This is a genomic window from Proteiniphilum sp. (assembly GCF_034331125.1).
Classification (GTDB): domain Bacteria; phylum Bacteroidota; class Bacteroidia; order Bacteroidales; family Dysgonomonadaceae; genus Proteiniphilum; species Proteiniphilum saccharofermentans.
On the sequence record NZ_JAXQGC010000058.1, the window covers coordinates 56,317 to 68,699 of the forward strand.

11 protein-coding genes and 2 pseudogenes are annotated in these 12,383 nt (G+C 46.0%); 3 read left to right on the forward strand and 10 right to left on the reverse strand.

The window, feature by feature from the left end; genetic code table 11:
* Positions 1-5: 5 nt before the first annotated feature.
* Together obgE and U2P89_RS13975 are read right to left on the reverse strand one after the other, a co-directional pair.
* On the reverse strand, positions 6-1,154 hold the full coding sequence (obgE, locus tag U2P89_RS13970; RefSeq protein WP_322191679.1) for a GTPase ObgE: 1,149 nt from the start codon (positions 1,152-1,154) through the stop codon (positions 6-8).
* 2 nt (positions 1,155-1,156) lie between these two features.
* Positions 1,157-1,732, reverse strand: coding sequence for an adenylate kinase (locus U2P89_RS13975; RefSeq protein WP_322191680.1), 576 nt, complete (start codon positions 1,730-1,732; stop codon positions 1,157-1,159).
* 368 nt (positions 1,733-2,100) lie between these two features.
* Between U2P89_RS13975 and U2P89_RS13980 the strand changes: the two genes are divergently transcribed.
* Positions 2,101-2,409, forward strand: coding sequence for a hypothetical protein (locus tag U2P89_RS13980; RefSeq protein WP_322191681.1), 309 nt, complete (start codon positions 2,101-2,103; stop codon positions 2,407-2,409).
* 35 nt (positions 2,410-2,444) lie between these two features.
* On the opposite strand, the gene U2P89_RS13985 is transcribed toward U2P89_RS13980, so the two are convergent.
* The 3 genes and pseudogenes from U2P89_RS13985 to U2P89_RS13995 form a co-directional block, all read right to left on the reverse strand.
* Positions 2,445-3,218 (reverse strand): TrkA C-terminal domain-containing protein, encoded by a 774-nt coding sequence (locus tag U2P89_RS13985; RefSeq protein WP_322191682.1) that lies wholly within the window; start codon positions 3,216-3,218, stop codon positions 2,445-2,447.
* A pseudogene (locus U2P89_RS13990) lies at positions 3,194-4,105 on the reverse strand (cation:proton antiporter). Before U2P89_RS13990 ends, U2P89_RS13985 begins: the two are co-directional and overlap by 25 nt.
* A gap of 45 nt (positions 4,106-4,150) precedes the next feature.
* Positions 4,151-6,031: an IS1634 family transposase gene (locus U2P89_RS13995; protein WP_322191683.1), complete on the reverse strand. Its 1,881-nt coding sequence runs from the start codon at positions 6,029-6,031 to the stop codon at positions 4,151-4,153.
* Between the two features lie 409 nt (positions 6,032-6,440).
* On the opposite strand from U2P89_RS13995, the gene U2P89_RS14000 reads away from it, so the two are divergent.
* Both U2P89_RS14000 and U2P89_RS15270 read left to right on the forward strand, forming a co-directional pair.
* Positions 6,441-6,605, forward strand: a complete 165-nt coding sequence (locus U2P89_RS14000) for a hypothetical protein (RefSeq protein ID WP_322191684.1) — start codon at positions 6,441-6,443, stop codon at positions 6,603-6,605.
* A 12-nt stretch (positions 6,606-6,617) separates the two neighbouring features.
* Positions 6,618-6,722 (forward strand): annotated as a pseudogene (locus U2P89_RS15270) (hypothetical protein); the annotation flags it as partial.
* 55 nt (positions 6,723-6,777) lie between these two features.
* Here the strand turns inward: U2P89_RS15270 and U2P89_RS14005 are convergent.
* The 5 genes from U2P89_RS14005 to U2P89_RS14025 are packed head-to-tail and all read right to left on the reverse strand — an operon-like array spanning position 6,778 to position 12,292.
* Complete coding sequence (locus tag U2P89_RS14005) at positions 6,778-7,530, reverse strand: glucose 1-dehydrogenase (protein WP_322191685.1); 753 nt, start codon at positions 7,528-7,530, stop codon at positions 6,778-6,780.
* A 43-nt stretch (positions 7,531-7,573) separates the two neighbouring features.
* Positions 7,574-9,025, reverse strand: coding sequence for an MFS transporter (locus U2P89_RS14010; protein WP_322191686.1), 1,452 nt, complete (start codon positions 9,023-9,025; stop codon positions 7,574-7,576).
* A 14-nt stretch (positions 9,026-9,039) separates the two neighbouring features.
* Positions 9,040-9,393, reverse strand: coding sequence for a cupin domain-containing protein (locus U2P89_RS14015; protein WP_322191687.1), 354 nt, complete (start codon positions 9,391-9,393; stop codon positions 9,040-9,042).
* A gap of 39 nt (positions 9,394-9,432) precedes the next feature.
* Positions 9,433-11,529: an alginate lyase family protein gene (locus U2P89_RS14020; RefSeq protein ID WP_322191688.1), complete on the reverse strand. Its 2,097-nt coding sequence runs from the start codon at positions 11,527-11,529 to the stop codon at positions 9,433-9,435.
* Between the two features lie 28 nt (positions 11,530-11,557).
* The gene (locus U2P89_RS14025; RefSeq protein WP_322191689.1) at positions 11,558-12,292 is read right to left on the reverse strand and encodes a FadR/GntR family transcriptional regulator; all 735 of its coding nucleotides are present in this window, start codon (positions 12,290-12,292) and stop codon (positions 11,558-11,560) included.
* Positions 12,293-12,383 lie beyond the last annotated feature (91 nt).

Here is a 12,383-nt window from a genome sequence, read left to right on the forward strand (position 1 = left end):
AAACGTTAAAAATCCTCTTCGTAGTAGTTATCCTCCTCTTCCGGCTCATCATCTAAAACGGAATCATCTACCGGAAGTTCCTCTTCCGGTTCAAATTCAAGGCCGGAGAGATCGAGGTTTCTATGTACCAATGTATCGCGCGATGCCGATATAGGCACATAATTATCAGAATTGAGTTCCCGCCACAACATATCTTTCAGGGTCGGAATTCCATATCCTGTCACAGAGGAGATAAACAGATAAGGAATATCGGGCAGGTCGAGCGTTATCTCCTGCATCAGCTCCTCATCAAGCATATCAGTTTTTGAAATAGCCAACAGATGAGTTTTATGCAACAACTCCGGATTATATTGGGTTAACTCGTTCAGCAGGATATTGTATTCCTCTTTTATGTCGTTCGCATCGGCAGGGATCACAAAAAGCAATAACGAATTCCGTTCAATATGCCGGAGAAATCGCAAACCAAGCCCCCTTCCTTCGCTGGCACCCTCTATAATCCCGGGAATATCGGCCATTACGAATGATTTTCCATCGCGGTATTCCACAATACCCAAATTAGGTTTAAGCGTGGTAAAGGGATAATTGGCGATCTTCGGTTTGGCAGCCGACACTACCGAAAGCAAGGTGGACTTTCCTGCATTCGGGAAACCGACCAGCCCTACATCCGCCAGTAATTTCAACTCCAGTATTATCCACCGCTCTTCATACGGTTCGCCCGGCTGCGCATAGCGGGGTGTCTGGTTAGTAGCCGACTTAAAATGGACATTACCTCTGCCTCCACGTCCCCCCTTCAGCAAAACCACTTCCTGTCCGTCGTCCGTTATATCACACAGGTACTCTCCGGTATGAGCGTCATAAGCCACAGTACCGCAAGGGACCTCAATCACTTTGCTTTCACCCTTTTTCCCGGAACGCTGTGCTTTCGACCCTCCTTCACCGTGTCCTGCAAAGATATGGCGCTGATAACGCAGATGAAGCAATGTCCAGTAGTTACGATTACCACGAAGGATAATACTTCCGCCATCACCTCCGTCTCCCCCGTCGGGACCACCCTTCGGAATATATTTTTCCCTTCTCAGGTGGGCGGAACCTCGTCCGCCCTTACCTGACCTACAGAAAATTTTTACGTAATCTACAAAATTTGTTTCCGCCATTTTTATTTTTCTAACCGGTCGATCTCTTTCTCGATGGATCTGAAGATATCATCAATAGAACCAACCCCTTCAATATTTCTTAATGTGCCGCGTGTCCGGTAAAACTCCTTGAGCGGTTCGGTCTGCGCATGATACACTTTCAACCTCGATTCAATAGTTTCCCGATTATCATCCGTCCGTCCGGAGATCTGCCCCCGCTTCAGTAAGCGGTCGATCAACTCCTCTTCCTCCACTTCCAAACTGAGGACGGCATCTATATCCTCACCATGCTTTGTCAACATTTTGCTGAGTGCTTCCCCTTGCGTAAGTGTCCGGGGAAATCCGTCAAAAATAAAACCTTTGGCATCAGCATGCTTACTGATCAAGCTATCCAGTATATCAATTACCAACTCATCGGGGACAAGATGCCCTTTCGACATGTATGAGTCGGCCAACTTTCCCAATTCCGTATTTGCTTTTATCTCCTCGCGCAGTATATCTCCTGTGGAAAGGTGTTTGAGTCCGTATTTCTCAACCAATTTCGCACTTTGTGTTCCTTTTCCCGATCCGGGAGCTCCAAAAATTACTATATTCAACATATCCCTATTGAGTTAAGATGCAAAGATACGATTTTTATTTTTTCCGGGCTGTAGCCTCATCACCGTTTTTACACGACCTCATTCAATTGAAGTTGAACTAATTTTTCTGCTATCTGTTTATAGAGTAGAAGTCAACATTTTCGCCAAGCAATACGAACAGAAGACAAACTTGCTTGGAATGTTTTCGATAAGCGAATACAGAGGCAAAACTTGTTTTGACTATGTTGAGCGTAGAAAACAACTACGTTTACTTGAATATGTCGTTGCGAGAATTGGAAATCGAGGAGCGAAGGCGACTCAATTGGAAATCGAGGAGCAAAGGCGACTCAAAATGCCTAAAGTAATTGAAACATATAACACCCTCTACAATGAAAAAGGAAGAATTCAAACAAAAGACACTCGATGTAATAAACGAACTGGCAGATTACATCACTAAACTGGAAGACAAAGCAGGAGAGATTGCAGATGAAGCGAAAGAAGAATACCGCGATCGTCTGGAAAAACTGAAAGAAATGAAAGACAGCCTAACTTCTAAACTTGACGAATATGAACAGATGGCCGACTCCAAATGGGATGTGGTGAGAGATAGTGCAACCAATTTCTTTGCTTCGGTAGCCGATGCATGGAAAGAGAATTTCGACAAGGTAGCTGACGCATTCAAAAAAGAGAAAACTTAATTTTTATTCTGATACAGCCTCTAACGGAAAAAATACTATTTGATATTATCTTCGAAGTGATTTAATTTCTCCCTTTCTCCGGCCAACCACAGGATGTCCCCGGCTTTAAGCACAAAAGAGGAGACAAGTTTCGTTTCCGACTGGCCTTCCCGGTCGATACCGATGATCATGCATTCGGTTTTTTCACGTATACCTGACTTGGCAATGGTTTTTCCTGCCAGGACAGAATCGGGGTCAATGATGTATTGTGAAACACTGATATGGTGTTCTCCGTCGTTATTTTCATTTTCGTTGACCCAACTCTTTCTTTCCTCCAGGTATTGAAAGAATGCCTGCATCTCGTTGTCCGATCCTGCCACAACAATCCGGTCGAACGGGTAGATCATCTGGTCCGACCTGGGAATATTGATTTTCTTATTCCCCCGGATGATTGCCACTATATTGATTCCTGTCTTTTGCCTGAGATCAAGTTCACGGATCGTCTTCCCTACGCTGGGGGACGATTGGGAGACTTCAAATTCTTCAATATGAATATTCTTGTTTAGTAAAGCATGGGCCACAGTCGGTAAAATGGCCGATTTATTTTCTTCATATTTCTGCTTTTCATTGAAATTTCTGAGAAAACGGGTTTCCATGATATGTGATTGCTTCATTAATCCCTGCGAGAAGATGATGATCGTGATAAAGTTCAGTGCGATAATGACCATTAACACTGCCAGCCTCGGGAAAAGCGGTATGAGCACCATCAGGACAAGGGTTGTAGCCAGCACCACACGTATGGCCGTCAATGATGTGAACAGGAGGACCAAATCAATATAATCGAGATTACCCGCGGATTAATCATCATCCTCACAGAAACAAAAAAGACAGCTCCAAAAAGGTTTTTAAGCGGTTCAACCAGGTGTTCGATGCGTTTCCCCTCAATGGTTTCCGCCAGGATAGAACCCATGACAAACGCACCCAGGGCCGCCGAGGAATCAACCCTTACAGCGAATAACACCATTTCCAGGCAAAGTCCTGCGGAGACAATCAACAAAGTTTCATCGGTCAGATAGCGTTTCAGTTTCTTCAACAAAGTGGGGATTACATAAATCCCAACGACGAACCAGAGGAGAATAAAAAACACCAGTTTCAGCACGCTGTTGAATAGTTCGGCACCTTCGAAGTGTTTGCTCATCGCTACCGTAGAAAGCAGTACCATCATAACGATGGCGGCCACATCCTCCACGATCAGCATACCAAAGACGATCCCTGCGAACTTTTTCTTCTGAAGCCCCATGTCGTTGAAAGCCTTGATAATGATCGTCGTCGACGACATTGAAAGCATCCCCCAGGAAAATGCTATCCATTTGCGTCCATCCCAATAATTGCCCGATAAAATAGCCGATGACAATCATGGAGCCCATATTGATCAGCGTGGCAATAGAAGCGTTCCTCCCACATCGATCAGTTTCTTGAAACTGAACTCGAGCCCCAACCCGAACAGCAGGAAGATAACCCCGATTTCCGCCCAAACCGACACATTACCCATATCCGCAACGGTCGGAAGCCATGATATATAAGGTCCTGCCAGAAGACCGGCGACAATATATCCCAGCACGATCGGTTGTTTCAGCCATTTGAAAACAATCGTCGCTATACTGGCGGTAATCAGGATCAGTGCCAGATCTCCGATAAAATCGGGTAAGTGTCCCATTGGCGTTTACTCTTTGTATGGATAAAATGTTAACCCACATTGCAGCTAAGAGGAGTTAATATCCTGTGTTATTTTCAATTCATTTTTTTCAGGTATGTTTTGGGGGACTACGGATTTTCTCCTGATAAAAGGTTTTTGTTCATATCCCAATGCCTTGTATATTGCCTGCACCTTGGGTTCCGGGGTCGAACATTTCCTGATTGATATCCGCTCATCATCGGTATTGACAAGATTCGTGGTAACCATCTTCTGTGTATTCATTATCCGGACGATCTCTTTCCACTCGTGGGTAATCCCCTGTTGTTTGAGTTGGAAACGCAGGGTGCTGGCCAATTGGTAGGCCAATAATCCCAGATGCAGGTGCGCCATTGTCGCTTCATCGGTTTTATGGAACACCGGGCGCAGGCTTAAATCGCTTTTCAGGCACCGGAAAGTGGCCTCAACCTCCCTTATGGTGTTATAAACCAGCCAGGTCGTTTCTTCATCACAAGCCGGCAGGGAAGCCCTCAGGAAGTATTCCCCGTGTTTTTCCCCGCTCTCCGCACCTGTCCTGGCCCATGTTACCGAGGTGGCATAAACCCCTTTCGGATCGGGTTGCACCTTGATATCATACAAACGGTTTACCGAAGTATACTTCTGCTTGAGCCTGCCGATACGTTCCCAGACCTTTTCCAGCTTTTTAGTCCCTCCTTTTTTGGACAAAGCCGCGGATATTTGTTCCAACCCGCACTCGAAAGCCGCGGTGAAACGGTTCTCCATGGCGGCCTCCTTGAGTCCTTTAAAATAACTCTTCACTTTGTAGAAGCTGTCCGCCTCACCCATGACTTCCACCCGGCTGACTTCTATCGCCCGGCCGGACTTGTCCCCTATTTCGACCGGGGGCAAGCCCGTGAGACGGTAATCTTTAAGTTTGCCGCGTGAGACGCAGACATAGTCGAATGAAGCTTCTTTCAACATCCCCAGGTTCTCCGTGGTGGCTATGCCGGCATCGATGACCACCACCTGCTTTTTCGCGTTCCCGCAACGGTGGGCTTTCAGCTTCCCCAGGATATCTCCCAGACTTTGGGGGTCGGACATGTTACCCTGGAATATCCGCGACTCCTTCAGGAACCCTTCGGGATTGACCACCACCGCCAGCACCACCTGCTTGGCGTCGTTGCGTTTTTCCTTGCTGCGCCCGAATTTTGCCAGCCGGCTGGCTTCCATCCGCCCCTCGAAGTAGGTGTTGGTCAGGTCGTAAATGATAATCCTGTCGTCCAGGGAAAACAAGTCATTGGTGCGGTTGCAAAAGTGGCGCTCCAACCCGTCCTTGTCCCGGTAAAGGCGGTGCGCCATCGCATAAAGCCTGTCCTTGGTGATGCCCGAAGGATCAACCCCGGCCAGTTCGCACAGAGCCGAGTTCTCTTTTAACCAGCGTACGGTTTTCAACTCCGACGCGGGGTAAACCGCCCGGCTTATGATCTGCGCCATTGCCAACCTGGCGACACCTTTATCCCAACCGGTCGCCTCAAAATACTCCGGCAGAAGCAATTGCCCGCACGCTTGCAGGCAAAGCCACTCGGCTCCAACCTCACGCACGTGGCTGTTCGTGGTCTTGTCCACATATACCTCTTCTATCCCCGCGGCTTTTTTCTTTTGCTTTTCCTCTTTCCCCGCCTCGTGTAGCTGCTCGACATACTTCTTGCACAAAGCCTCGACACGGTCGTCACGCAAGGTGCTTATCATGAAAACTTTCCCCTCGTGATAAACCTGGTTGATCCTCTTGCACAGCAACTTGACCTTTTCGACCGGAAGCTCGGACTCCAGGTTCCCGATGGACAATAACGTCCGGTTACGGATAAAACGGCCCTCCCGGTAGCTCTCGCACAACCGGTAATGGGTGTAGTCGACACCGCCTTTTTGCTTTATGGACGTCTTGAAAAACATGACTGTGCAAAAGTAATCATCCCGGACGGTTTTTTCAAGGATAAACGGGGGACTACATCTCCTTTTCCAAACAACCGTCCATTGAATATCAGCAAAATAGCCAAAAAGAAGAAGAGGAAAAGACTGGAAAAATGACGAGTTTAACATTAAAATAACCGGTATTTAACTTTTATTCAAGTTATTGCTGCAATGCGGGTTAATATTCGCTTGTGATTGGATTATGGATCACAAATATAATAAAAAATGGATATGATATGGAAGATTCTTCTTATTTTTTTATCATCAATAAGATGATACGCAGGCTGTTCCCTGTGGGATCAATCTTTCTCTGTTACCCGAAATAAATTCAGAAATAATTTGTATATATCAATAAACGTACATGCATTTGTATGCACCAAAAATAAAGGATATGGAAGTAATAACAACAAGAGAAATAGTCAGGGAAACAAAGACAAACTTTGAACTAGCAGAGAAAGAGAGGGTTGCAGTTAAACGAGAAAAAAACTGTTTAGCTTATGAAAGAAGAAGCTATAGAGTACATTGTAGAATATCCCGAAGCGTTAAGGGGAGATAGAAAGGGCAATGGTCGAGACGGATAACGAGAGAACACCGGCTAATCCATGAAATTCACGAGGATATTATAACTGTAGTGATACAGGAAGCGGAACCTTTTTTCTGCCAAATACATTGATTCAGCAGGAAAGGTTCCGCTTGTCATTTACATTCTTATGTGTAAGAAAAACAAATTACGAATAATAAGTCCCTCCGTTGATATCGATGTTTGTTCCTGTGATGAAAGACGACTCATCGGAAGCCAGGTAAGCAACCAAATCGGCTATTTCATAAGCAATTCCTTCACGGCGAAGCGGAGTGCCGGCAGCAACGTTCTTGCGTCCTTCGGGGCTGCTGAATTTGTCGTGGAAAGAAGTAGCGATCATTCCCGGAGCTACTGCGTTGACACGAATGCCGTCGGGGCCGAGTTCTTTGGCCATTGAACGGGTAAATGTCATTACCGCTCCTTTTGATGTAGCATACAATGAGGCTCCCGCCCCGCCTCCGTCGCGGGCCGCTTGAGAAGAGAAATTAATGATGGAGGCTCCTTTTCCCATCATGGGAACCGCTTCCCGGGTGCAAAGGTAGCAGCTCTTCATGTTGACGTCCATCAGGAAATTGTACCAATCCAAGTCTTGCTCCGTGATCTTTTTGCGGCCGACTAAACCACCTACTACATTGACTAAAACGTCAAGGTGATCTCCGTAAGTTTCTCTTGCCGTTGCAAAAAGTTTTTTCACATCCTCTTCTTTGGTCATGTCTCCCTGCACAAAAATGGCTTGACCCCCTATTTCCATAATCAGGCGTTTGGTTGCTTCTGCGTCTTCTATGTTGTCAAAATAGTTGATAACTACTTTGGCTCCTTCTTTTGCCAGTCTCAGGGAAACTTCCCTGCCCAAATCTCTAGCGCCACCTGTCACGATGGCTACTTTGTTCTTTAATTTCATAATTTTACTTTTAAATAAAACGACAATATGTTTTTAAGTGATTTTACTTTATTTGTTCGATCTTTCCTATGGTAACAAAAATAGAGAGCACCGACAGGGGCACCAATATAGCCAGCATGATGAAAAACATGCTCCATTCGCCACCTTCCGTAATTGTCGGAACGAATAGCATACAAGAGACGGTGCCCAATACGGCTGCGGCTCCTCCCAATCCGGCCAATGAACCGACCGACTTACCACCGTGCAGGTCGCTCGGAAGGGTTTGAATATTGGTCATTGTAAACTGGAAACCTCCCAGTACGACTGCCATCAATACGACTGCCGACAGAACTGTCTGTGCATAAATAGCTCCGACAATGGAAGGAAACATGAGGCAGGCTCCAATGACAATAGCCGTCTTTCTTGAAAAGTTGACCGACTTCCCACTTCGGATAAGCCGTCCGGATAGCCATCCTCCCAGGATACTTCCCAAAGCGGCCCCGGCGTAAGGCACCCAGGCCGAAAAAGCGACCTGTTTGATGTCCAGATTGAATTTCTCGACCAAGTAAATCGGCAGCCAAGTGACGAACATCCACCAGATGGGGTCCAAGAAAAGACGTCCCAAGAGTACAGAGTAGTTTTTCTTGTTTGACAACAATTCTTTCCATGATTTGCCCTTTTCGTTCACGACTTTGGCTTCCGGTTGTCCGGACAGGATGTATTCTTGTTCTTGTGTGGTTATCCATGGGTGTTCCTTCGGGCCTTTTTTGTTGATGATCAGCCAAGGAGCCAGCCATAATATGCCTAAACATCCTACTGCAACGAAGGTCGCCTTCCATCCCCATGTCAGGTAAAGCATTGAAATCACGATGGGAGCCAGCACCGAACCTACCGAAGCAGAGGCATTGAACAATCCTTGCGCAAAGGCTCTTTCATTTTGTGGAAACCATTCGGCATTGCTTTTTACCGTGCCCGGCCAGGGACCGGCTTCCCCAAGTCCTAACATGATCCTGAAGGCACTTAAGGAAACCAGGCCTCTTGCCAGTGAAGTCAGCGCATCTGCTGCTCCCCAAAGCAATACAGAAACCGTAAACCCTTTTCTCGTGCCGATTTTATCATACATTTTCCCGGAAAACATCTGGCTGATGCCATAGGCAATCATAAAGCAGATGGTAATCTTCATCAACAGGTTTTTCGCTTGCTTTGCTGTTTCGTCTTGTCCGAGCGTTGTGTCAACCAATCCAAGGTCGTAAGCGATCCCTCCTCGTTGGGTGTACTCGACAGAACCGTCGTCTTTTACTTTTACCGCATCGGGTGGGACAATCTCCTGCGAACCGTCTTCGTTGGTTAGCAGATACCAGCCGGAAATATTGTCATAGGCAACCTGTGAAGCTTTGTATTCAATCTTTTTGTTGGTCAACCACATGTAATTCAATGTACCCCTATCCAGATAATTGATGACAGTGATCAGCAAAATCAGGCTTAGCACCCACCAACGTAATCCTTTAATTTTCATTCTGAAAAATCCCTTTATTGTATTGTTTCGTAAAAATCTTCGCGTATCGGGCTAAACACATCGATCAGGATACCTTCTTCCAGACAGACGCATCCGTGAAGGATGTCCGGTTCCGTGTAAAAACCATCGCCGGCTTGAAGTATTTTCGTTTCGCCCCCGATTGTCATTTCAAACTTACCAGACACGACATAGGTGGTCTGCGCATGTACATGTTGGTGTTGGTAACCAATAGCGCCTTTCTTAAACATGACCTTTACCATCATGATGTTATTGTCATACCCGACGAATTGGCGGGTAATGCCTTCGCCTGCCGCATAGGTCTTTTCGCCTGCCGCGATGAAGAACGATTTGCTTTGAATCTTACTCATTGTGTTTCAGTTTTATATTGTTGTAAATTGTCCCCTTTTTCAACGGATAGCCACCATTATTTTTTCCTGATTGACGGTGGTAATCTGTATCGAATTCTTGTCAGGAGACAAGCCGATGTTTTGTATAGCCGAATAGGGTTGTGCCGTGTATTCTTCTCTCGGATTAAATTCCCCATGCGGTTCAATGACGGAAAGGAATATCTTGTTTTTTGTTCTCTCACGTAACATGAAAGCCGGTTCGTTCCGTAAGTTAAAATCCGGATCATTGGCACCGATCCTGTTCAGGAACAGTTCGGTGTCGGGAGTTGTTAAAGTGGTGATCGTATAGAAGCGATTTCCGTTGAGGAAGGTCATACTTGCCGACGACTTTTCGCTCTTTCCCATAGCCTCTTTCCATATATGTTGATAGCCGTTATCTTTGCCTAATGGTTCCCTGAACTCAGAAAAAGCCTGGTATTGGAAATCGGTATGCATTAATTGCCCCATGAAATAAAAGGGCAGGTCATACTGGTGTTCTGTCTCAGACGAAGCCGTAAAATAATCGATGACGATGGGGTTCCCTATTTCTTTCAGTTTCACCAATACCACAGTCCGGCTCATTGTTACTCCCGGATAGGCATTCGACTCGGTGGCTGCCACTAATTTGTAATTGTCCCTGTCTGTGAATTTCGTGATTGTGGGGGCATACTTTTCCGCTACTTCCAGTTTTCCGCCGTAGTTGGAAGATTCGTCCACAACCAAGGTGTTGTGGGCAATCGTTTGCTTTGCCCAGGTATCATTTTCCGGCAGATAATGTCCTCCGTTTTTCGGCTCAATATTCAAAAAGCGAGCGGCTCCGTAATCTTGCAGGATCTCTTTTCCATTGTCGTAAAAGGAGATAGACAGTTTGTCGAAATGACCATGCCCCATACCTTGCGCTGTCGCTTTGAATACCACGCAAGTTTGGTCTTTCCGGTCGCCGATACGCAGTACGCCGATACCACCCTCATTCCCTTCGGAACCATCCCTTATCAGGGAAGTTTTCAATAAGTAAGGTTGCTTTTGATTGTCTTGGAGCGCTTTGGCTACACTCAATCCCGCATCGCCCAGGACTACCCGGCCTTGTTCTTCGGCGATGGCCAACAATCCGGCGTCTTTTGTCACACTGTACGCAATATCCACTCCGTAAACCAATTCGATGCTATGCCAGGTTTTATCCAAAGCATCGTTCAGGTGAAAGAATTGTCCATCGGTATAAGCCAATTGTAAAGAGGTGTTCACAGCCTTTGTAAGGATGCTGTCCCGGTAGGCGAAAATATCCCTTTCCGGTTCATTGTTCTGTATGGCTTGGCCAAAAACGATGAATGGTTGCAGGGAATACCGTTGGTAATAAGGTCCTTCCGTAAAATAACCGTCGGGAGAAAACAACATATCCATCTGCCGCAGGAATCCGGTGTCTCCTTTTTTATCGGAACCCAACAAAGCCCGTTGTACCATATCGTTATCGTTCATGACATAACCAATCATCCCGACTCCGGCCACTGCCCAGGTACCGTGATTGTGTATCTTGTTGAAAGTCTCATGGTTGTCCTCCGAAATAAATTCTACCATCGGATAGAACAGGTTTTCTTCAATGTATTTTCTGTCCTGTGCCGAAAGAAAATCGTACACGCAATCGTAGGCCTGTGAGGCGTGAACCAGCCAAACGCACTCGTTCAACCCCTGCCAGAATAATTTCCCCCTGTACTTTGATTTTTGGACAGGATGTAAAGGCAATGACGGGTATAAACCGGCATATTCCTTCAGCATTTTTTCTATAAAAAGGGCATACTTTTTATCTTTGTATATCTGGTAGAGAATACCCGCGTGATACATCTGCATGTAGTTCTTTTTATGACGTTCGTGCGTGTACCCCCCTCCTGCATCTTTAGGAAAAGGCACCTCTATCGGAAGGGAAACTACCCCGTCTATCTCCGCCCGTATTTCCTCCAACGTGCTGTCGAACAATGGCGCTTTTCCCAGGATCCTTTGGGCTTCCTCTACGCCAGATTTAGTCAGGATCAGGCACGGATGTTCTTTTGCCCCACTTGTCTCTGTTCCGGAAAGCAAGAAAACAGTTGCTAACGATAAAATAAACGGCAGTTTTTTTCTCTTCATGTTGTATTCTATTTATACTCTCAGGTAATCAGGCAATGCCCGAAGCCGAAGCCCACATTTTTTCCGATACGCTTAGTGTCCTGGCGTATTCCATTACTCCTCTTAAGTGTTGTTCCATCATGTTTACGGCCGCTGCTTCGTCTTTGTTGCGGATGTATTCCAACAACAAGCGATGTTCTATAGAGGCCACCGATCTCTTGCCCGAATCGCTACATGGTTTGTATTTCCGGTAACTTGTCATAATGTCTGGAGCGATGATCAGCATCATGGATCTTAATACCGGATTTTTGGAGGCTTCCGCTATCTGGCGATGGAAACTAAGGTCTTCTTCCGTTGCCTGGACACCTTGCTTGATCTTCTCGTCGTAAGCATCGATCCTGTCCTCTATCAGGATTAAATCTTCTTCCGTCCTGCGCTGGCAGGCTAAACGAACGATACTGGTTTCTAATATGACGCGGGATTCTGCCAGCGAGTAGAAGTCATAGCTTTCTACCTGCATGGCATCTGTCATTAATCCTTCCAAAGCTGAAATTTCCAATCCGGCAACAAACGTTCCACTCTGGGGAAGCGTTTTTAATATCCCGTAGAATTCCAGTTTTTTAATGGCTTCACGTACGTGTGTGCGGCTTACTCCAAATCTTTCCGCTAACTTTCTTTCAGAAAGCAACCTGTCCCCGGGGTTTAACTGTCCGGAACTTAACAAGTGTTTCAGCTGCTTTATGATAGAATCCACTGGTTTGAGTAATTTTTCTTCTTCTTTCATTGCGTCTTATTGTTAGTTGTTTTCCTCACAAAGGTAGTAAATAACCATTCTACTTTCAAAGGAAATATAAACTGGACAACCAAATTGGTCT

Coding starts and splice junctions, on each gene's coding strand:
- U2P89_RS14025 (WP_322191689.1), bottom strand. CDS start 12,292: ATGAAAGAAGAAGAAAAATTACTCAAACCAGTGGATTCTATCATAAAG.
- U2P89_RS14005 (WP_322191685.1), bottom strand. CDS start 7,530: ATGAAATTAAAGAACAAAGTAGCCATCGTGACAGGTGGCGCTAGAGAT.
- U2P89_RS13975 (WP_322191680.1), bottom strand. CDS start 1,732: ATGTTGAATATAGTAATTTTTGGAGCTCCCGGATCGGGAAAAGGAACA.
- U2P89_RS14010 (WP_322191686.1), bottom strand. CDS start 9,025: ATGAAAATTAAAGGATTACGTTGGTGGGTGCTAAGCCTGATTTTGCTG.
- U2P89_RS13995 (WP_322191683.1), bottom strand. CDS start 6,031: ATGTTTTTCAAGACGTCCATAAAGCAAAAAGGCGGTGTCGACTACACC.
- U2P89_RS13980 (WP_322191681.1), top strand. CDS start 2,101: ATGAAAAAGGAAGAATTCAAACAAAAGACACTCGATGTAATAAACGAA.
- U2P89_RS14020 (WP_322191688.1), bottom strand. CDS start 11,529: ATGAAGAGAAAAAAACTGCCGTTTATTTTATCGTTAGCAACTGTTTTC.
- obgE (WP_322191679.1), bottom strand. CDS start 1,154: ATGGCGGAAACAAATTTTGTAGATTACGTAAAAATTTTCTGTAGGTCA.
- U2P89_RS14015 (WP_322191687.1), bottom strand. CDS start 9,393: ATGAGTAAGATTCAAAGCAAATCGTTCTTCATCGCGGCAGGCGAAAAG.
- U2P89_RS14000 (WP_322191684.1), top strand. CDS start 6,441: ATGGAAGTAATAACAACAAGAGAAATAGTCAGGGAAACAAAGACAAAC.